Annotated in this window: 24 protein-coding genes; 10 read left to right on the forward strand and 14 right to left on the reverse strand. The window is 59.2% G+C overall.

Features of this window, described 5'->3' with window-relative positions; translation table 11 throughout:
- Positions 1–13 precede the first annotated feature (13 nt).
- Positions 14–1,021 carry a Fe(3+) ABC transporter substrate-binding protein gene (locus ACY8FN_RS00635; RefSeq protein WP_463101115.1) on the reverse strand — a complete coding sequence of 336 codons (1,008 nt, stop codon included), beginning with the start codon at positions 1,019–1,021 and terminating at the stop codon, positions 14–16.
- A gap of 259 nt (positions 1,022–1,280) precedes the next feature.
- Positions 1,281–1,619, reverse strand: a complete 339-nt coding sequence (glnK, locus tag ACY8FN_RS00640) for a P-II family nitrogen regulator (protein WP_005341406.1) — start codon at positions 1,617–1,619, stop codon at positions 1,281–1,283.
- Between the two features lie 201 nt (positions 1,620–1,820).
- Here glnK and arfB point away from each other — a divergent pair, with 201 nt between their 5' ends.
- Together arfB and ACY8FN_RS00650 are read left to right on the forward strand one after the other, a co-directional pair.
- Positions 1,821–2,237, forward strand: coding sequence for an alternative ribosome rescue aminoacyl-tRNA hydrolase ArfB (gene arfB / locus ACY8FN_RS00645; protein ID WP_101323577.1), 417 nt, complete (start codon positions 1,821–1,823; stop codon positions 2,235–2,237).
- A 36-nt stretch (positions 2,238–2,273) separates the two neighbouring features.
- Positions 2,274–2,765 (forward strand): methylated-DNA--[protein]-cysteine S-methyltransferase, encoded by a 492-nt coding sequence (locus ACY8FN_RS00650; protein WP_101323576.1) that lies wholly within the window; start codon positions 2,274–2,276, stop codon positions 2,763–2,765.
- A gap of 359 nt (positions 2,766–3,124) precedes the next feature.
- On the opposite strand, the gene ACY8FN_RS00655 is transcribed toward ACY8FN_RS00650, so the two are convergent.
- From ACY8FN_RS00655 to tapT, 4 genes are all read right to left on the reverse strand, one after another.
- The gene (locus tag ACY8FN_RS00655; RefSeq protein WP_101317845.1) at positions 3,125–3,550 is read right to left on the reverse strand and encodes a hypothetical protein; all 426 of its coding nucleotides are present in this window, start codon (positions 3,548–3,550) and stop codon (positions 3,125–3,127) included.
- Between the two features lie 196 nt (positions 3,551–3,746).
- Positions 3,747–4,520, reverse strand: coding sequence for a peroxide stress protein YaaA (gene yaaA / locus ACY8FN_RS00660; RefSeq protein WP_463098955.1), 774 nt, complete (start codon positions 4,518–4,520; stop codon positions 3,747–3,749).
- Between the two features lie 47 nt (positions 4,521–4,567).
- A complete protein-coding gene (gene tapU / locus ACY8FN_RS00665) occupies positions 4,568–5,677 on the reverse strand; it encodes a type IVa pilus ATPase TapU (RefSeq protein ID WP_463098956.1) in 1,110 nt (369 codons plus the stop codon).
- Between the two features lie 28 nt (positions 5,678–5,705).
- Positions 5,706–6,740 (reverse strand): type IVa pilus ATPase TapT, encoded by a 1,035-nt coding sequence (tapT, locus tag ACY8FN_RS00670; protein WP_042024218.1) that lies wholly within the window; start codon positions 6,738–6,740, stop codon positions 5,706–5,708.
- A 39-nt stretch (positions 6,741–6,779) separates the two neighbouring features.
- On the opposite strand from tapT, the gene ACY8FN_RS00675 reads away from it, so the two are divergent.
- The 5 genes from ACY8FN_RS00675 (at position 6,780) to ACY8FN_RS00695 (ending at position 9,776) form a co-directional block, all read left to right on the forward strand.
- Entirely contained in the window at positions 6,780–7,481 is a 702-nt protein-coding gene (locus tag ACY8FN_RS00675; RefSeq protein ID WP_463098957.1) for a YggS family pyridoxal phosphate-dependent enzyme, read from the forward strand.
- A 142-nt stretch (positions 7,482–7,623) separates the two neighbouring features.
- On the forward strand, positions 7,624–8,448 hold the full coding sequence (gene proC, locus ACY8FN_RS00680) for a pyrroline-5-carboxylate reductase (RefSeq protein WP_463098958.1): 825 nt from the start codon (positions 7,624–7,626) through the stop codon (positions 8,446–8,448).
- A gap of 11 nt (positions 8,449–8,459) precedes the next feature.
- On the forward strand, positions 8,460–9,011 hold the full coding sequence (locus tag ACY8FN_RS00685) for a YggT family protein (protein ID WP_101317835.1): 552 nt from the start codon (positions 8,460–8,462) through the stop codon (positions 9,009–9,011).
- Entirely contained in the window at positions 9,011–9,313 is a 303-nt protein-coding gene (gene yggU, locus ACY8FN_RS00690) for a DUF167 family protein YggU (RefSeq protein ID WP_098972109.1), read from the forward strand. The genes ACY8FN_RS00685 and yggU overlap by 1 nt, the downstream gene beginning before the upstream one ends.
- Before the next feature lie 43 nt (positions 9,314–9,356).
- Entirely contained in the window at positions 9,357–9,776 is a 420-nt protein-coding gene (locus ACY8FN_RS00695) for a DUF4426 domain-containing protein (protein ID WP_101323565.1), read from the forward strand.
- 102 nt (positions 9,777–9,878) lie between these two features.
- On the opposite strand, the gene ACY8FN_RS00700 is transcribed toward ACY8FN_RS00695, so the two are convergent.
- From ACY8FN_RS00700 to ACY8FN_RS00730, 7 genes are all read right to left on the reverse strand, one after another.
- Positions 9,879–11,075 (reverse strand): NupC/NupG family nucleoside CNT transporter, encoded by a 1,197-nt coding sequence (locus tag ACY8FN_RS00700; protein WP_101317831.1) that lies wholly within the window; start codon positions 11,073–11,075, stop codon positions 9,879–9,881.
- Positions 11,076–11,257: 182 nt separating this feature from the next.
- Positions 11,258–12,193 (reverse strand): LysR family transcriptional regulator, encoded by a 936-nt coding sequence (locus ACY8FN_RS00705; RefSeq protein ID WP_162517288.1) that lies wholly within the window; start codon positions 12,191–12,193, stop codon positions 11,258–11,260.
- Positions 12,194–12,275: 82 nt separating this feature from the next.
- Positions 12,276–12,812 (reverse strand): glutathione peroxidase, encoded by a 537-nt coding sequence (locus ACY8FN_RS00710; protein WP_042024200.1) that lies wholly within the window; start codon positions 12,810–12,812, stop codon positions 12,276–12,278.
- A gap of 58 nt (positions 12,813–12,870) precedes the next feature.
- Positions 12,871–13,434: an NnrU family protein gene (locus tag ACY8FN_RS00715; RefSeq protein ID WP_463098959.1), complete on the reverse strand. Its 564-nt coding sequence runs from the start codon at positions 13,432–13,434 to the stop codon at positions 12,871–12,873.
- A gap of 227 nt (positions 13,435–13,661) precedes the next feature.
- Entirely contained in the window at positions 13,662–14,795 is a 1,134-nt protein-coding gene (locus ACY8FN_RS00720) for a glycerate kinase (protein WP_463098960.1), read from the reverse strand.
- A gap of 9 nt (positions 14,796–14,804) precedes the next feature.
- Entirely contained in the window at positions 14,805–16,067 is a 1,263-nt protein-coding gene (locus ACY8FN_RS00725; RefSeq protein ID WP_042024193.1) for a GntP family permease, read from the reverse strand.
- Between the two features lie 117 nt (positions 16,068–16,184).
- On the reverse strand, positions 16,185–17,300 hold the full coding sequence (locus ACY8FN_RS00730; protein ID WP_463098961.1) for a sugar diacid recognition domain-containing protein: 1,116 nt from the start codon (positions 17,298–17,300) through the stop codon (positions 16,185–16,187).
- A gap of 209 nt (positions 17,301–17,509) precedes the next feature.
- Between ACY8FN_RS00730 and ACY8FN_RS00735 the strand changes: the two genes are divergently transcribed.
- Positions 17,510–17,884 (forward strand): YacL family protein, encoded by a 375-nt coding sequence (locus ACY8FN_RS00735; RefSeq protein ID WP_042024453.1) that lies wholly within the window; start codon positions 17,510–17,512, stop codon positions 17,882–17,884.
- A 53-nt stretch (positions 17,885–17,937) separates the two neighbouring features.
- Positions 17,938–18,234, forward strand: a complete 297-nt coding sequence (locus ACY8FN_RS00740; RefSeq protein ID WP_042024188.1) for a hypothetical protein — start codon at positions 17,938–17,940, stop codon at positions 18,232–18,234.
- Positions 18,235–18,351: 117 nt separating this feature from the next.
- On the opposite strand, the gene ACY8FN_RS00745 is transcribed toward ACY8FN_RS00740, so the two are convergent.
- A complete protein-coding gene (locus tag ACY8FN_RS00745; protein WP_463098962.1) occupies positions 18,352–19,098 on the reverse strand; it encodes a substrate-binding periplasmic protein in 747 nt (248 codons plus the stop codon).
- A 119-nt stretch (positions 19,099–19,217) separates the two neighbouring features.
- Between ACY8FN_RS00745 and ACY8FN_RS00750 the strand changes: the two genes are divergently transcribed.
- Positions 19,218–20,048, forward strand: a complete 831-nt coding sequence (locus ACY8FN_RS00750; RefSeq protein ID WP_101317822.1) for a CPBP family intramembrane glutamic endopeptidase — start codon at positions 19,218–19,220, stop codon at positions 20,046–20,048.
- Positions 20,049–20,050 lie beyond the last annotated feature (2 nt).

Here is a 20,050-nt window from a genome sequence, read left to right on the forward strand (position 1 = left end):
TGGCCCCATCTGATTACAAGTCGAACTTCACTTCATCCAGCAACTGCAAGGCGTCCTTGCGGTGCTTGGCGTAATCGCTGACCGGTAGCGCGTCAGACTTGAAACTGCCCCAGGACTTGACCATGGCGGAAGGCTCGACCCCGGCCTTGACCGGATACTCGGCGTTCACGTCAGCATACATGTGCTGGGCGGTGTCGCCAGCCAGAAACTCCATCAGCTTGCGTGCTTCATCTTTGTTCTTGGCATACTTGGTCATGGCCACGCCGCTCACGTTGACGTGGGCACCGCGATCCCCCTGATTCGGGAAGTTGATATAGACCGCATCGGCCCAGGACTTCTGCGCCGGATCTTTCAACATGGCGCCCAGATAATAGCTATTGCCGAGCGACACGTCACAGATGCCATCCTTGATCGCCTTGACCTGATCCCGGTCGTTGCCTTGCGGCTTGCGCGCCAGGTTGGTCTTGACCCCTTCCAGCCAGGTTTTGGTCTCGGCCATGCCGTGATGGGCAATCATCGAGGAGACCAGCGCCACATTGTACTCATGCTTGCCGCTACGGGTGCAGATTTTCCCTTTGAATTCCGGCTTGGCCAGATCTTCGTAGCTGATGGTCTCCAGCTTGCCGAGGCGATCCTTGCTGGAGTAGACGGCACGTACCCGGGTGGTCAGGGCGAACCAGCGGTTCTCCGGATCACGATAGATGGCGGGGATGTTCTCCTGCAGGATCTTGCTCTCTACCGGCTGCACCAGCCCCTTCTCCACCAGATCGGTCAGACGGCTGATATCAACGGTCAGCATCAGGTCGGCCGGGGAGAGCTTGCCTTCCCGCTCCAGACGCTCGTTCAACCCCTCTTTGGCGAACACCACGTTCACCTTGATGCCAGATTCCTTCTCGAACTGCTGGATGATGGGCTTGATCAGCTCATCCTGCCGGTTGGAGTAGACATTCACTTCCCCGGCCGCCAATGCCGATTGAGCCGCCAACGCAGAGAAAGCCAGTGCCAACATCTTCATTTTCATCATCCATTCCTTGATTTGCCATACAGAGTGATAACGATTTCCGTTTGCATTCTGCATACATCTTATGAGCGGATCAAGAACGCTCGCCACCGCCACATCACATATTTAATCTCCCCTAAATGAAAAGGGCCGGATGGAATCCCATCTGGCCGCTTCTTACCAAAACACTATGTAAATTAGGCTTCAATGAGATCTCGTCCCATCGGGATTCCCCCAAGGTCGCGAGGTCAGCAGATCTGTACGTCACGGCTGCGGTTCATCACAGCGCCTCGTCGTCACTCTCGCCGGTGCGGATCCGTACCGCCTGCAGCAAGTCGTAGACAAAAATCTTGCCGTCGCCGATCTTGCCGGTGTAAGCCGCCTTGCAGATCGCCTCGATCACCCCTTCCACGTTATCATCAGCGGTGGCAATCTCCAGCTTCACCTTGGGCAGGAAGTCGACCTGATACTCGGCTCCCCGGTATAATTCGGTGTGTCCCTTCTGGCGGCCAAATCCCTTGACCTCGGACACGGTCAGCCCTTCCACCCCCAGGTTGGCAATAGCCTCGCGGACATCGTCCAACTTGAACGGTTTGATAATCGCACTAATCAGCTTCATCTGGTTACTCCCAATCCATGGTGTGTCATGAATCGGGTTTCAATTCTTATGCCAAGTATTTTTATTGTTTTATTTCATATGGATAGAGTTTAATGCCTGCGCCATTCGCCAGGCTCATCCCCATAACCGACCAGCACGCCCCATAATGAGGCACCATGCTGTAGCGGCCAGCGGGTATGCACCAAACAAGAGCAAAACAGCATGTTAGTTATCTCCAACAGCATCTCCCTGCCCTGGCATGAGTTGCAATTTCAGACCATGCGGGCACAGGGCAACGGTGGACAGCACGTCAACAAGACCGACTCCGCCGTCTGGTTGCGCTTCGATTACCGCAACTCTCCCAGCCTGACACCCCTCTACAAAGAGGGTCTCGACAAGCTGAGCGACAGCCGGGTACACGATGGCTTTATCATGATCAGGGTCGAGAGCCATCGCAGCCAGGACATGAACCGCAAGGAGGCGATGAGCCGTCTGGTGGAATTGCTGAAGAAAGCCGCCTGGCGCCCCAAGGCCCGTCATGCCACCAAGCCGACCCGCAGCTCCCAGCGCAAACGGGTCGATGCCAAAAAGCGCAAGGGGGATATCAAATCCGCTCGCGGCAAGCCGGTTCTGGACTGAGCCACTCCCAGCCCCCCCCCCCAAGGATGTAAGCCGATGAGATACAGTTTTTGCGACAGCGCCCGTGGCCCGCTGCTGGTCGCCATCGATCAGGATGGCCTGCGCCACGTGGAGTTCATGCAAGGGGAGCGGCCCGTCATGCCGCAGGCTGACTGGCAACGGGATGACAATGCGCTGGCGCCCTATCTCGCCCAGTTCACCGCCTATTTCGCCGGAAAGTTGCAGCAGTTCGACCTGCCCATGGCCGCGAAGGGCACCCCGTTCCAACAAACGGTGTGGCGCGCGCTGTGTGATATCCCCTATGGCGAGACCGTCAGCTATCTCGAGATTGCCCAGGCCATCGGCAATCCCAAAGCGGTGCGGGCGGTGGGTGCCGCCAATGGCCGCAATCCGCTCAGCATCATAGTGCCCTGCCATCGGGTGATCGGACGCAGCGGCGATCTGACCGGCTATGCTGGCGGCATTCCCATCAAACGCTGGTTGCTGGCTCTGGAACAGACAGGCACAGCATTCAGGCTGACCCCATGACACAGGTAGTCTTACGGCGAAAGTGATGGCCAAGGTCGTCACGAAACTGAACGGTTTTCAGCTAGAGAACACGCCTTGCTGACAAGATGAACAGAAAATGAAGAATTGCCTCAGAACTACTTCAGATTGCAACGGTCATAGTGACCCTATACTTGAATGTGACAGCTTATCCGCTTATTCAAGTAGCACCCATGTGACGCTTCCAATCTGTCTTTTTCCCCGCGCCTCCTCTGAGGCGCTTTTTTTTGCCAACACAACAGGCCAACCCTCTGGCTGAGTGACATGAGCACCACACGCTCTGCACCAACGCAAAAAAGAGGCAAAGGATCATCCTTCGCCTCTGCTGTTATCAGAAGTAGCTACTCACTCTGGGGCAAGAATTGCAGTTCTGGCGTAGAGGAGGTCAGCACATCGGCGCAGTAATCCCAGGTGGATATCCGGTAGTGCTGCAGATCTTCATCCAGATGCAGGCCGTCCGACTCCTGATGGAACCAGCTGGCAAAGCGGGAGGGGGTGATAAGCTGGATCTGCTCTTCGATGGCGTGACTCTCCTTTCCCTCGGTCAAGTCGCAATCTTCGACCACCCGCAAAGCGTAGATATGACGAAAATGCACCCGACAAAGAATTTGGGGAGGCAGATCTATGCTACGCGCCCGACCCAGCATGATGGTCAGGGAGTCGCTCCAGAGATCCTGATGCAGCTCGGCAACGACCAGTCCGGGGGGGAGCTGGCGGGACGGAGCCCAAGGTACGGCAACCTGCCGAATGGCATTTTTCTGTTCCATCACTCACCTCGCAACAACTCACTCCCTGTCTTGAGTCTATCTGAACCACATAGTCCCGGCGAAGACAATCAATAGGCAGTAAAAGCGGGCAATAAAAAAGCCGACGTATCAAACGTCGGCGAATAAAAAGTGCTTACAACAGAGGATTCATATATTCAGACCCGCGAGTCAGAAGATTGGTTCCCTCTTTTTGTAATTAATTTTCGGCACGTTTAAACATCAGGGTGCTGGCGTCCGACTCTTCCGGCACGAAGTAGTAACCCTCCGCGTTGAAAGTGGTCAATTGCTCCACTTCGGTCAGCCGCTGCTTGATGATGTGGCGGGCCATCATGCCGCGCGCCTTCTTGGCATAGAAGCTGATGATCTTGAACTGGCCGTTCTTCTCATCCTTGAACACCGGCGTGACGATCCGCCCTTTCAGGCTCTTGGGGCGTACCGACTTGAAATACTCATCGGAGGCCAAATTGATCACTACCTCATCCCCCTGCGCGGCCAGCGCGTCGTTAAGGTGGTAAGTGATCACCTCGCCCCAGAACTGGTAGAGATCCTTGCCGCGGCTATTGTCGAGCCGGGTCCCCATCTCCAGCCGATAGGGCATCATCAGATCGAGGGGGCGCAGCACACCATAGAGACCTGAGAGCATCCGCAGATGCCCCTGAGCGAAGTCCAAATCGGCCTCGCTGAAATCCTCCACTGCCAATCCGGTGTAAACATCCCCCTTGAAGGCCAGCAGCGCCTGACGGGCATTGGCCGGCGTGAAGTCTGGCTGCCACTCGGCAAAGCGGGCAGCATTAAGACCTGCCAGCTTGTCGCTGATCTTCATCAGACTGGCGATCTGATCCGGGCTCAGTTGGCGGGCCCGGCTAATCAACTCGGCGGAGTGATCAAGCAATTCAGGTTGGGTGAAACGGGGGGTCACCAGCGGCGACTCGTAATCCAGCGTCTTGGCCGGGGAAACCACAATCAGCATAACGTTCCTTTATGGCGAGGGGCCGAACGACGGCACGGCCCCATGATTCATTCATCCAGCGTCACATTATCCAGCATGCCGGTACCGAGCGTATCCGGACCGGAAAGTTTGATTTGCAAGCGCAAATCATTGGCCGAGTCGGCATGGGCGAGGGCCTCACTGTAGCCAATCTGGCCGGCACAGAACAGCTTGAACAACGCCTGATCGAACGTCTGCATGCCCAACTCCGAGGATTTGGTCATCACCTCCTTGAGCCGGTGCATCTCACCCTTGCGGATGATATCGGTGATCAGTGGGGTATTGAGCAGCACCTCGAATGCCGCAAAACGCCGCTTGCCATCCATGCTGGGCACCAGCTGCTGGGCAACGATCGCTTTGAGATTGAAGGATAGATCGAACAGGAACTGACGGTGTTTGTCTTGCGGCACCAGATGGAGAATGCGATCCAGCGCCTGATTGGCGTTGTTGGCATGCAAGGTGGCAAGGCAAAGGTGGCCCGTCTCGGCAAACTGCAGGGCAAACTCCATGGTCTCCTGACTTCGGATCTCGCCGATCAGGATCACGTCCGGTGCCTGACGCAGCGAGCTTTTCAGCGCCACATCGAATGACTCGGTATCGATCCCCACCTCTCGTTGGGTCACCAGACAACGGCCATGCTGATGGACGAACTCCACCGGATCTTCCACCGTCAGAATGTGGCCATCAGCATGCTGGTTGCGATAGCCAATCATTGCCGCCTGGGTGGTGGATTTACCCGCCCCGGTGGCCCCGACAAACAGCACCAATCCTCGCTTGGCCATCGCGACCTCTTGCAGGATATTGGGCAGTTGCAGGTCTTCAAAGGTGGGGATGCGGGTTTCGATGCGGCGCACCACCATGCCGGGCTGCTCCTGCTGCCAGAAGGCGCTGACCCGAAAGCGGCCAAGGGCCTCACGATAAATCGCGTAGTTGGCCTCCTTGGTGCGGATGTAGCGCTCGAAGTGATCGCCGCTCAAGGTATCCCTGACCAGCGTCAACGCCCCCTTCTTGTCTAGCGCCTCCCTCCCCAGCGATACAAGATGACCGTTCACCTTGAGGGTGGGCGGTGAGCCCACCGTCACAAACAGATCCGATCCTTTTCGCTCGACCAGCTGACTCAGCAGATCATCCAGATTCATTATCTCTCCCTCCCTGGGTTTGGCATCCTTAAATACTGTTGGGATCAACCGCCTTGACCTTGGCATCGAGGGATGCCACCACACCGCGGCTAACCAGCTGTTTCAGGCTCTGATCCATGGTCTGCATGCCGTGGGTCATCCCGGTCTGGATCACCGAGTAGAGCTGGGCGATCTTGTCTTCCCGAATGAGGTTACGCACTGCCGGAATGCCCATCATGATCTCGTGGGCCGCCACCCGACCGCCACCAATACGCTTGAGCAGGGTCTGGGAGATAACCGCCCGCAGGGATTCGGAGAGCATGGATCGCACCATATCCTTCTCCGCACCGGGGAAGACGTCGATGATACGGTCGATGGTCTTGGCCGCCGACGAGGTGTGCAGGGTGCCGAACACCAGATGGCCGGTTTCGGCGGCAGTCATGGCGAGGCGAATGGTCTCGAGGTCACGCATCTCGCCCACCAGAATGATGTCCGGGTCTTCCCGCAGTGCCGAGCGCAGAGCGTTGCTGAAACTCTTGGTATCCCGGTGTACTTCCCGCTGGTTCACCAGACAGCGCTTGTTCTCGTGGACGAATTCGATGGGGTCTTCGATGGTGAGAATATGATGATGAAAGTTCTCATTGATGTAGTTGACCATGGCCGCCAGGGTGGTCGACTTGCCAGAACCGGTCGGGCCGGTCACCAGCACCAGACCTCGGGGAAATTCCGAAATTTTGCGAAAGATCTCCGGCGCATCGAGATCTTCCAGGCTCAGCACTGTGCTGGGGATGGTCCGAAATACTGCGCCTGAACCGCGGGATTGTTGAAAGGCGTTAACCCGGAAACGGGCCAGATTGGGCACTTCGAACGAGAAATCGACTTCGAAGTTCTCCTCCAGCTCCTTGCGCTGGTGATCGTTCATGATGTCATAAATGAGGCTATGCACTTCTCGATGTTCGAGGGCGGGCAAATTGATCTTGCGAACCTCACCATCAACCCTGATCATCGGGGGAACACCGGCCGAGAGGTGTAGATCCGAGGCTTTATGCTTTACACTGAAAGCCAATAACTCTGTGATATCCATAGACTTGTCATTCTCCCATCACAAGATCACTAACGAAATATGAACCAGATTGCCCAGCACCTGTTTCAGGTAAAGGAACGTATTGCCCAAGCTGCTGCGCGGGCAAACCGCAACCTGCAGCAGATCCGCCTGCTTGCCGTCAGCAAGACCAAGCCTGCCGAGGCTGTCATGGCTGCCCATGCCGCAGGTCAGCGCTGTTTTGGCGAATCCTACGCTCAGGAAGCGGCGACCAAGATCGATGCCTTGCGCCAGCAGCCGGAATATTGCGACATAGAGTGGCACTTTATCGGCCCTTTGCAATCGAACAAGTCCAAACTGGTCGCCGAACGGTTTGACTGGGTCCAGAGCGTGGATCGGGACAAGCTGATCGACCGCCTCAACAATCAGCGCCCGGCCAGCATGGCACCGCTAAATATCTGTCTGCAAATCAATATTAGCGGAGAGAGCAGTAAATCCGGAACGTCGGAGCAAGAGATTTTCCGTCTTGCAGAGCTGGTCTCCCGCAGTGAACGGCTGGTATTGCGAGGCGTGATGGCCATTCCCGAGCACACCAGCGATGAAAATGTATTGGCCACCCAAATGGCCCGTATGCAGGCTCTGTTCACCGAGCTTGCGCGACAATACCCCACGGTGGATACCCTCTCGATGGGCATGACCGAAGATCTCGAGCTGGCCATCGCCCACGGTAGCACCATGGTGCGGGTCGGCACCGCCATCTTCGGCGCCCGTGACTATTCATAGACAAGGCTGGCGGCTGACTCCGATCTCCGCCCCTTGCAGCGACTTCATCAACAGGAGCGTTTGATGGAACACCGAATGTTGGCGTTAGCCTGTGCAGGCAGCACACGCTGTGCCGTGACCGCATGTGCAACAGGAGTATCTGATGCAACATAGAACTCTGGCCTTTATCGGCGCGGGCAACATGAGCCGCAGCATCATTGCCGGACTGGTCAAGGCGGGCTATCCCGCCGGGCAGATCACTGCCGCCAACCCCAGCCTGCCCAAGCTGCAGGCGCTGGCGAGCGAACATGGCATTCGTACTACCCAGTCCAATGCCGAGGCGGCCCGCAACGCCGAGGTGATCGTGCTGGCGGTCAAGCCGCAGTTGATGGCGGGTATGCTGGCAGCGCTGGTTGCCGAGCTGGGTTCCCTTGAAGGCAAGCTGCTGATCTCCATCGCAGCCGGTATCAAGGTGGCGCGCCTTGGCGAGATGGCCGGTGGCCACCACCGCATCATCCGCACCATGCCCAATACCCCGGCCCTGCTGGGGCTGGGGATGACCGGCCTCTATGCGCCCGAGCATATTGCCGCCAGCGATCGCGACTTTGCCGAGCAGATGATGCAGGCGGTCGGCAAAACCCTCTGGGTGGAGCAGGAGTCCGGTATCAACGGCGTCATTGCCGCTGCGGGCAGTGCCCCGGCCTACTTCTTTCTCTTTATGCAGGCCATCGCCGAAGAGGCGGAGGCGATGGGCTTCTCGCCCGAGCAGGCACGCCTGCTGGTGCAGCAAACCGCGCTGGGCGCAGCCGCCATGGTGGAGCAGAACCCTGAGCTGGCGCTGCAAACCCTGCGTGAGCAGGTGACCAGCAAGGGCGGCACCACCGCCCAAGCGATCAACACTTTCCAGCAGCAGGGGCTGATGCCGCTGACTGCCCACGCCATGCAGGCGGCCGTTGCTCGCGCCACCGAAATGGAAACACTCTTCTAACAGGAGCCCAGATGAACACTGCTTACTTTCTGATTAACACCGTTTTTGATCTCTACCTGATGGTGGTGCTGCTGCGCGCCTGGTTGCAGTGGGCTCGCGCCGACTTCTACAACCCGATGAGCCAGATGGTGGTCAAGTTGACCAATCCGCTGGTGATCCCGCTGCGCCGTGTTATCCCCGGCTTTGGCGGCATCGATCTCGCCTCCATAGTACTGGCGCTGCTGATCGCGTTTGCCAAGCTTGCACTGCTCAAGAGCATGAACGTACTGCTGGCCGACTGGCTCAACATCAGCCTGTTCGCGGCGCTGACCGTACTGAAGAAGGCGGGCTCGATGATCTTCTGGGTGCTGCTGATCCGCGCCATCCTGAGCTGGGTCAGCCAGGGTCGCAACCCCATCGAATACGTGATGCATCAGCTGACCGAGCCGTTCCTGGCCCCTATCCGCCGCATCCTGCCGGCACTGGGTGGACTGGATCTGTCGGTGCTGGTCGCCTTTATCGGCCTGCAAGCCATCAACTACCTGCTGGGCGACCTGTTTGGCCAGCTGTGGTGGATGATTTGATGCCAGCCGTCCTGCAACAAGGGGATGAACTGGTACTGCATCTGGTGATCCAGCCCAAAGCGAGTCGGGATCAGATCATCGGATTGCATGGCGAAGAGCTGAAAGTGGCCATCACGGCGCCGCCCGTCGATGGCCAGGCCAACAGCCATTTGATCAAATTTCTGGCCAAGCAGTTCAAAGTGGCCAAGGGGCAGGTCACCATAGTGCGGGGCGAGCTGGGGCGGCACAAGACCGTCGCCATCGACAGCCCCAAACAGTGGCCGCCAGAAGTGAGTGCACTGCTGAATGACCCGCAAGGCTGAATGAGTCGGCCTGTGCCAACCGTAGATATGAGAGGGATGACAGATGAAAACAGTCTGGATGAGTGGCTTACTGGCACTGCTGATGACCCTGCCACTCAAGGCAGAACAGATGAAGGAGCTTGGGCCCTGGCAGGTTCACTACAACGCCTTCAACTCCAGCTTCCTCACCCCCGAGGTTGCCAAAGCCAACGGGCTGGAGCGCAGCCGTTACAACGCCATCATCAATATTGCGGTGCAAGACAAACAAGGGAAAGCACAGGCGGTCGGCATCACTGGTGAGGCCAAGAACCTGACCGGCACCATCCGCACCCTGAGCTTTCAGGAGGTAAAAGAGGGGGATGCCATCTACTATCTGGCGACCCTCCCCTACCGCAACGAAGATACCTACCAGTTCACCCTGAAGATCATGGGCGACGGGCAGCAACAGAACCTCACCTTCCAGCAGACCTTCTACGTCGACTGAGTACCAACAAGAAGCCCCGACCAAGGTCGGGGCTTCTTTTATCCATATGACAAGGGCGCCATCAGGGCGCCCTTGTTGTTTTCACATCTGGCACTCCCCAAGTTACAGGGCGAGGAACAGACCGGCCAGACAGGCGCTCATCAGGTTCGCCAGCACGCCGGAGAGAATGGCGCGCATGCCGTAACGGGCGATGAAGGATTTGCGCTCCGGTACCATGGAACCCAGACCGCCGATCAGGATCGCCATGGAGGAGATGTTGGCAAAACCGCACAGGGCAAAGGTCACGATGGCCTTGCTCGACTCGCTCAGGGTCTGATCCTGCACCAGACCGATAAAGGCGACGAACTCGTTGACCACGATCTTGGTACCGATCAGCGCACCAGCGGCCTGCGCCTGCTCCCAGGGCACACCGATCAGCCAGGAGACGGGGGCAAACAGCCAGCCCAGAATGATCTGGAAGCTCAGATCCAGCCCCACCAGACCGCCAGCCCAACCCAGTAAGCCGTTGAGCATGGCAATCACGCCGACGAAGGCCAGCAGGGTTGCACCGACCGCCACCGCGATATTGAGGCCGGACATGGCGCCATCGGCCGCTGCTTCAATCACATTGGTGGCGCGGGGGATCACCACATCCTGATGGTGATCGACCTCGCCTTCGCTCGGCGGCACCAAGATCTTGGCCATCGCCAGACCGGCTGGCGCCGACATGAAAGCGGCGGCGATCAGGTATTTCAGCTCAACCCCGAGGCTGGCGTAGCCCACCAGAGTACCACCGGCGACGGAGGCCAGGCCGCAGCTCATCACCGCGAAGAACTGGGAATCGGACATCTTGGAGAGGTAGGGTTTGACCACCAGCGGCGCTTCCACCATACCGACGAAGATGTTGGCGGTGGCGGAGAGGCTCTCGGCACGGCCAGTACCCAGCAGCTTCTGCAAGCCACCACCCAGCAGGGCGATCACCCGCGGCATGATGCCGATGTGGTAGAGGATGGCGATCACCGCAGAGAAGAAGATGATGACCGGCAATACGTTGAAGGCAAAGATGAAGCCCAGCTTGAACTTGGCCAGATCACCGAACAGGAAGGCGATCCCCTCCTGACCATAACCGATCACGCTGCTGACGCTTTCGCTGACCCCGTTCAGCACGTGCTGACCGGCAGGCAACCAGAGCACCAGACCGGCAAAGATGACTTGCAGGCAGAGGGCGAGACCGACTGTTCGCAGCGGGATACGACGACGATTATCAGAACAGATCACGGCAAGCGCCAGGATACTCAGGATGCCGAGCAGGGCAATCATAGGGACTCCATCAGGTGGGGCAAAAGATGGGCGCGGATTCTGCGCCTCTCACCCCGTCACTGCAAGCCCGCTTGGTTACAGGCTTGTTGGAAAAAACGTTTGCCCGATATCGGTTGCGCCAACTGGCTGATTTGGCTCAATTTTAGTTTCATACGAAAGCCAGCGTTTTTATATGGAAACGATTATTCCTCCGTGCCGGACAATTTACCCCCGAGCCAGGGTGCCAACCGCTGCTCCCAATAGGGTTCGGGGCCAAAGCGGGCCTTGAGGAAATCGATGAAGAGACGGATCTTGGGATCCAGGTGTTCGCGCCGGGCATAAACCGCATGCAGCGCCATCTGCTGGTTAGGCCGCCACCCGGGCAGCAACGGGATCAGCTTGCCGCTCTGCAACTCCTTGTCCAGCAGGTAGTTGGCGATATAGGCGATACCTAGTCCGGCCAGCGCCGCATCCCGCACCGCTTCCGCCATATCCACCCGATAGTTGCCCGCCACCTGCACCGTCTGGCGCTCCTTGCCCTGACGAAACGACCACTGGTGATAGCGACGCTCCCGGCTCTGGTAGGTGATGCAGTTGTGCTGGGCCAGATCCTTGGGATGGAGCGGTGTGCCGTGACTCAGCAGGTAATCCGGCGAGGCCGCCACCACGAAGCCGATGTCAGCAAGGCGCTGGCCTACCAGCCCTTCCGGCTTGTCCTCATAGGTGGTGAGCCAGAGATCCAGCCCCTCATCCACCAGATTGGTTCTGTGATCGAACAGCGAGACCTCCAGCTCCAGCTCGGGATAGCAGTCCTGAAACCCTTTGAGGTGAGGCAGAACGTGGAGGCGGCCAAATGATTGGCCCACCCCAAGATGGAGCACGCCGCTCACCTTGCCGCGCCGCTCGGCGATCATCGAGTCCGCCTCATGCGCCACCGCCACCAGCGCATGGCAGTGACGAGCGTATTCCTGACCCAGCTCGGTCAGGACGAAGCGGCGGGTGGTGCGCTGCACCAGCTGGGCGCCGAGGGTGGTCTCCAGCAGCGCCAGCTGCTTGCTGATATGGGATTTGGAGACCCCGAGGCGGCGAGCGGCAGCAGAGATCCCCTGCTCGCGCACCAGCGCATCGAAGATCACCATTTGGGGAAGACGTTGCAGCACAAGATAACCAGATTGAGTGGCGGGAGCCCATTATTCCAGAGCCGCCCGCCAAGGGGTAGGGTCAGAGCCCCAGCGCCCGGGTGATCTGCAGTTTGAGGGGATCGTCAGCCGGATTCTGGTTGGCGCCGTAGCTGGCGATCAGCTTGCCATCGCGACCAACCAGATACTTGTGGAAGTTCCAATTCGGCTCATCGCCGTCAGCGGCCGCCGCCAGCCCCTTGAATAGCGGCACCGCATCGGAGCCACTCACCGCCACCCGATTGAACATGGGGAAGGTCACCCCATAGTCGCGACGGCACACCTCGGCGGTCTTGGTCTCGTTGCCCGCCTCTTGCCAGAAGTCGTTGGAGGGGAAGCCCAGAATAATCAGCCCTTTATCCTTGTAGCTCTGGTAGAGCTTCTCCAGATCGCGGAACTGGCCGCTGTAGCCGCAATAGGAGGCGGTATTGACCACCAGCACCACCTTGCCCTCGGTCAGCTGACAGAGGTTGTGACGCTGGGCGTTGTTGAGCTCCCGCATCTCCACATTGAAATAATCGGGGCACGCCGCAGAGGCCGCACCGGCCCCCAATAACAGCAACAGAGTGAACCATTTCATCGCCAAGACTCCTTTTGTTTTGTCCATCATACGCGGTTACCAGAGCCGCAGTTCACTCTCAATGCAGGGGAATACCGGTCAGCCAGCCATGGCCCCAAAAGATCAGCAGGGCGGTGGCGGCCAACCCCGCCCCCACGCAGATGCCGGTGCCGGTCCAGTTAGCCGCCGGACGGGGATATTGCTGCCAGTCCCGCACCGAAATCCAGACGATGCTCACCAGCGCCCACAACCCGATGCCGCCAAACAGCACCAGAGAGCGCGCCTCGCTGTTGACCAGCAGATGGGCCACCGCCCACATCAGGGTGCCGAGCAGTTGGGGATGTACCAGCCAACGGCGCAGATGGTTGGGCCCCTGACCGGAGAAAAAGAGGATCAGCGCAAACGGCATCATCACCGTCATGGTCATCGGCCCCCACTCGGGCAGGAAGTAGAGCGGCAACGGGCTGGCACTACGCCAACCGGCGATGATGCAGGCGATGGCGACAAAGAGCAGCAGTGAGAAGAGCCCCTTGTAACGGTTCTCGCCCAGCCGTTCGCGCACCCGCGCCCGATGGGCCACCGCAAAACAGGGGTAGAGATGGATCAGGGTAAACAGCGCCACCCCCAGGATCAGCAGGAACATGAGTCTCTCCTTGTACTTGGTACGACCACTATGCCGCAAAGGGAGAGGTGCGCCTATAGAAAGCAGTGGCACGCCGGCAAGCCCGCAGAGGGAGGAAGATAAAAAAGCCGACCTCGATGGGTCGGCGAAAAGTGCTTAGGGCAACCGGATTTCTCATCCAATGAGAATGGCCCCTCACGGGCCAAGGGATGGCCACCGCCCGAATATCGGGCGGCAACCAAATCAGATCAACGGGGCAACCGATAGAGCGCGGCCACGTTGCGCGCGGTCAGCTCGATATTGGTGCTGGCGGTGGCCAATGCTTCCGGCAGTGACATGGCGCGGTTGACCACGGCGAACACCGCATCCAGTCCATGCTCGTGCACCACACCGCAGTCGTCGGTCAGACAACCGGAAATACCGATCACCGGCTTGCCGAACTGCTTGGCGCAACGTGCGACACCGATTGGCGTCTTGCCATGGATGGTCTGGCTGTCGATACGCCCTTCGCCGGTGATGACCAGATCCGCATCGGCCACTTCATCGGCCAGCTTCAAGGCTTCGATCACGATCTGGATACCAGGCTTAAGCTCGGCGCCGAGCAGGCCAACCAGCGCAGCCCCCATGCCACCGGCGGCTCCGGCACCGGGCAGATCCTTCACCTGCTTGCCGAGCACCCGCTCGATGCAATCAGCGTAGCGGGCAAGGTAGCCATCAAGCTGCAGCACCATCTCGGGGGTCGCCCCCTTCTGCGGGCCAAACACCGCAGAGGCCCCTTTCGGACCGCACAGCGGGTTATCTACATCGCAAGCCACTTCGATAACCAGATCGCTCAAGCGCGGATCCAGGCCACTCAGGTCGATGGTCGCCAGCTCGGCCAGACCAGCACCACCCAGCGCAATAGAAGTGCCATCCGCTTTGAGCAACTTGCCACCGAGCGCCTGGATCATGCCAGCACCGCCGTCATTGGTGGCGCTGCCGCCGATACCGAGGATCAGGTGTTTCACCCCCATCTCCAGCGCAGCCAGGATCAGCTCGCCAGTGCCGAAGCTGGAGGTAAGCAGCGGATTGCGCTGCTCGGGCGCCACCAGATGGATACCGGAAGCGGCAGCCATCTCGATGACGGCGCGCTCGCCATCTCCCAGCAGGCCGACGAAGCCCTGCACCTTGTTGCCAAGGGGCGCTGTCACTTCGACCGGCAGGATGTGACCACCGGTGGCATCCACCAGTGACTGCACCGTACCCTCGCCGCCATCGGCCATCGGCAATTTGACGTAGGTGGCATCCGGCAACACCTGTTTAAAACCGGCCTCGATGGCATCAGCCACCGCCATGGCACTCAGGCTCTCCTTGAATGAATCGGGGGCAATAACAATTTTCATATCAATTCCTTAGGCGAGGCCAAACACGCCAAACATCAGGGTGGAGACAGTTGCAATGGTCAGACCGACCGCAGTTTCGTACGGGATGAGCTTCAGACGCTCACCCACCCCCATGTGGACGCTGCCACCGGTGGCGTGGAAGAAAGAGCCGTGGGGCATGTGGTCAAACACGGTGGCACCGGCATGGATCATCGCCGCCCCCGCCAGACTGCTGATCCCCAGTTCAATCAGGGTGGAGCTGAATACGTTGGAGGCCACCACGGTACCGGCAGTGGTCGAGGCGGTCGCCAGCGACATCATGGCACCGGAGATGGGCGCCAGCAGGTAGGAGGGCAGACCGGAGGCGGTCAGGCCGCTGATTAGCACATCTTTAAGACCGGAGTTGGCGATGATGCCCGCCAGGGTGCCGGTACCCAGCAGCATGATGGCGACCGGCGCCATGCGAGCAAGACCTGCGACCGCAAACTGATTCACCTTGCTGAATTTACCCATCATCAGGGCGCCAACCAGACCACCGAGGGGCAGTGCAATCAGCGGGTCCACCACGATACCGGCGACCGGACGCAGGGCCAGCAGCAGGATGGCGACCAACGGCGCACTGATGGCGGCGGCAAAGCCCGGCAACTTGGCACCGTCAAAGCTCACCACCTCGTCGGCGGCAACCTTGCTGCCCTTGTTATTCAGACGCTTGGCCAGCCAGTAGGCCATCACCAGACCGAACAGACCCGGAATGATGCCGGCCGCCATCACCGAGGTGAGGGGCAGGTGGAAGGCGTCAGCCGCGGCAATGGCGTTAGGATTGGGGGACATGACGTTACCCGCCTTGCCACCACCGATCATCGCCAGCAGGATGGCCGCCTTGGAGAGGTCGGCACGGCGGGCAATGGCCAGCGCAATGGGCGCAACCGTGATCACCGCCACGTCCACGAACACACCGACCGCAGTCAGGATCAGGGTCGCCAGCGCCAGTGCCAGCAGGGCACGGGTTTCACCGAGCTTTTTGACGATGGTCTCGGCGATAGTGGTGGCTGCACCCGATTCGATCAGCACGCCAGCCAGCACACCGGCCGCCAGGATCCGCATCACCGCAGTGGTGATCCCCTGGGCGCCACCGATCATCAGGGCCACGGTCTGGGTCAGATCGGCACCACCAATCAGGCCACCGGCCAGGGCACCCACGATCATGCCGTAAGCCGGCGGAACCTTCTTCAGAATAAGGAAGATGGCGATGGAGAGCGCAGCGATAGCGCCAAGCGCGGTAACTGGGATCATGACGGGCACCTTGGATAGATAGAGTGCTCGCCATTATGGGGATGCAAAGCGATAAATCTTTAGACAAAACGACAAATAACAGGCACTGAAAAGCAGGTTAATTGTAATTAATCACAATCACATGCTCAGATTAAGCCCGAGATAAAGCTGAAATTTGTCGTCTAACTTGTTGAAATTCAACCCGGTTATCTGCTCTATCCGGCCCAGCCGATAACGCAGGGTATTGGGGTGGATAAACAGCGCCTCGGCACAGCGATGCAGATCACAATCCTGCAAGAAATAGTGGCGCAGGGTCTTCTGCAAAGCGCCTTTGGAGTCCTCCTTGGCAAGCCTCAGCAAGGGGGCGCGCAACTGATCCGCCTGCCAGGAGTCCATCAGACTCCCCAGCAGCACCGGCAAGCGGTAATCCTCGAAGAAGTAGACCTGCTTGCGCGGTGCCTGCCGCATGCCACGGCGCAAGGTATCCCGCGCCGTCTGGTAAGAGCGCGTCAACCCGTCGATGCCGGTGAAGTAATCGCCCACCGCGATATGCACCTTGAAGTGGGGAATGCGCGCCAACAGCAGTTTGATCCGGCTGCGTTCCTGATCCGATTGCCAGACACCGTCGCTCAATTGCGCCGGTTTGAGCACCACTATCTCGTCGAGGCCGTTGATGGCCACTAAATTGTCCCGCTCCGGGTTTTCCAGCTGGTGCACCAGCTCTCTTAACCGGGCGGGATCCGCCTCCTCCAGCGCCAGCACGGCCACCACCCGAGGCTGGGCCAGATCCAGCCCGAGAAAACGGGCCGCCTGCTGCAGCTGATCGACTCGCCCCTCGCCACGGATCAGCTGCAGCACCAGCTCCTCCTTGTGGCGCTTGTCCCACTGCAGCTGCTCGGTGAGCGCCGCCTGCTCCATGATCAGTTCTGCCGTCATCCGCACCAGCTCGGCGTAAGCGCGCACTTCCTCCGGATCGCCGGAAATACCAATCACCCCGAGCAGTTCCCCCTGATAGGAGATGGGCAAGTTGATACCGGGTCGCACCCCCTTGAGCTGCAGGGCGGTCGCCTCGCTGATCTCCACCACCCGGTTCTCGGTCAATGCCAGCACGGCCCCTTCGTGGCGCTGATGGATCCGCTCCGGATTACCAGAAGCGATAATGATGCCGCTCTCGTCCATCACGTTGACCGAGAACGACAGGATCTTCATCGCCCGACTGACAATCTGATGAGCAAGGCTCTCATTTAGCTGCATAACATCTCCGGACAATAGGCGGTTTGGACGGTGCTGCCTGGCACCAACCCGCAGCAGATGGGCGCAAAGATGCCACATCATCAAGACAAGCGAGAGGGGGATCGCTAGAATAGGCCACTTTACCCGATGTGTGCCCCGCCATGGAGCAGGAATTGCGTGCTTGCACCCACCTGTCCGTGATGGCCCATCCCTCCGATATGGACTGCGCTATGGATTATGAGTTTCGCCGCGACCCGTTTGGTGGCTATCGCGCCCGGTTCTCCATGGGCCATGAAGCCATCGGTCAGTGGCTGATCGACGAAGTTGGCAAGGATGAAGAGAAGCTCGACGAGCTCTTCTCCATCATTGACCAGCTATCCAACCGCACCCGAGTCGAATACCGGCTCAATGGCGGTGACTACTCCCTGCTGCTGACCCATGAAGAGGCGGAGGTGAAAGCCAACGCCCTCAATATCGAGCTAGATGAGGATCTTGACGATCTCGCCTACTACGATGATGAACAGCTGGCCATGTGCGGGCTGGAAGATTTTGCCCAGGTGCTCGGCTCCTGGCGCGCCTTTATCCGTAACGAGGATATGGGCTGATTAACCCAATGTCGGGCAAACTTGCCCTTTTGCCTAACCCAACAGGATTGACTATGTCTATTTACGATTTTGATGACGAACTGCCGGAAGACGAAGAACAGGAATCTACCCAGAAAGCGGCTGTGCCTGCCAAGAAGAAAGGCAAGCAAGTGATGAACACTCAGGTTAACTTGAGCCCGCGCGATGCCAGCCGTTTGAATGGTATCCATATTGAAGCGATCGCCACGCTGGACGACGTCAGCCTGCCGAAGAACGTCATCTTCAAAGCTGGCCTGATCGCCCTGGGCGAGCTGAAAGCCGACAAACGTGCCGATATCATCGCCCGCGTGATCGCTGAATCCGGTCGCTAATCCCCCGGGAAAACCGACTGGCCAGCCTATCGCCCATTGCGGCGATACGAAACGCCATAAAAATCAAAGCCGGAGCCACTGCTCCGGCTTTGTTGTTTCTGTCATCCCCTTCCGCACTTACTGTGGCTCACAGCGGGGCAAGCGGGGCTGCGCCCTGGGCACCAGCTTGTCGTAATGCCCGCTGGCACGAGCCGCCGCCAGTGCTTCGTTGAACCGCTCGATCAGCTCGATCCCGCCAGGTATCTGACGTGAAACCAGCAGATAGAAGGTATCACTCTGGCGAAAATAGGGTAACGACTGCAGGTGATGGGGATCGCCGAAGACCACCATGCTGGCATCTGCCGTGACGGCATCGTTCATCGGCATCAGGTCAACCCGCTTGAGTTCGAGCATGCGCAAGCACTGCTCCAGCGTTTTGGGGCGAGTGAGCTGCAAAGAGAAACGGGCGATCACCTCATCCGCGTGGCTGGTACTCCAGCCCGCAGGAATACAAACCCGTAGCCCCTGCCACTTGCCATCAAGCACAGCCTCGCTGCCCCGATAGGTAAACCAGGAGAGGTGATCAATATGGATGGGGGCACTGTAGTAGAAGAGTTTTGCCCGCGCCCGCGTCCAGGCGTAGGGGTAGGTGGCGGATGCCAGGCCATTGCGAGTCAGCTCATAGCCCCGGTTCCAGGGCAGGTAGTCCACCTTCAGATCCTGATAACCCGCCTCGTGCAGCAGGGTCGTCACCAGCCGGGTACTCTGACCGCCATCCGCCAGCGCAGCGCCGGTATAGGGTGAAAAATCCCCGGTCACCAGCGACAACGGAGTACCGGATACCCATCCACACCAACAACAGAACAACCACCCATAGCGCGTCATCACCACCCCCTTCTTACTCTGTTACTGAGTATAGGAGAGCGGCTTGGAAAACCCGGTCGAGTTGCCTTGCGGACTATGCCCCTGCTAAGGTGCAGCCCTTTCACTACAGAGGTGTTTCGATGTTACCCCTACCCGATACCCTGATCTGGGGCGCACTGGCGCTGGCCACCCTGCTCTGTCTGGCACGACAACGGCTGCCCGGTTTCCTGCTACTGGCGGTGGCACTGCTGCTGGCGCTCTGGCTGGATCGCATCACCACAGCGGCCCTGCCGGTGACGCTGGTAGCCCTGCTGCTGGCCTGGCGTCTGCCGTCACTGTCAGGCCATCGCCGTACCCTGGCATGGAGCGCGCTGTTGGCATGGGCAGTGGCACTGACCCTGCACCTGGTTCCCGGTTTCAATAATCTCAAGGTGCTGGATCAGGCGCTGGCGGGCCCCGCCAGCGTGCCGTTCAACATGTATCTGAACCTCGACAAACCGCTGCTCTTCTTCGGTTTGCTGCTGGCCTGCCCAACCCTGCTCGGCAAGGGAGGCGCCATCCGTTGGCGGCCACTGGCCATGTTGCTGCTGCCGCTGGGGGCTCTGCTGGTGATCGCCTGGCAGTTGGGGGCACTGCGACCGGAAGTGGGACTACCCCACTGGTGGTGGCTGTTCGCCCTCAACAACCTGCTGTTCACCTGTGTGGCGGAAGAGGCGCTGTTTCGTGGCGCGATCCAGCAGGGGCTGGCGGAACGCTACCGCCCCTGGATGGCCATAGTCGTGGCCGCCATGCTGTTCGGCGCCATCCACCTGCCCGGCGGCCCACTGCTGGCGCTGTTTGCGACCCTGGCGGGCGTTTGCTATGGCCTGGCATTCCAGCTAAGCGGGCGGCTCTCGGTGGCAATCCTGATCCACTTCGCCTTCAACTTCGCCCATCTGGCGCTGTTTACCTACCCACTGGCCCGCACCTGACC

It is taken from the genome of Aeromonas sp. 160P, assembly GCF_055193095.1.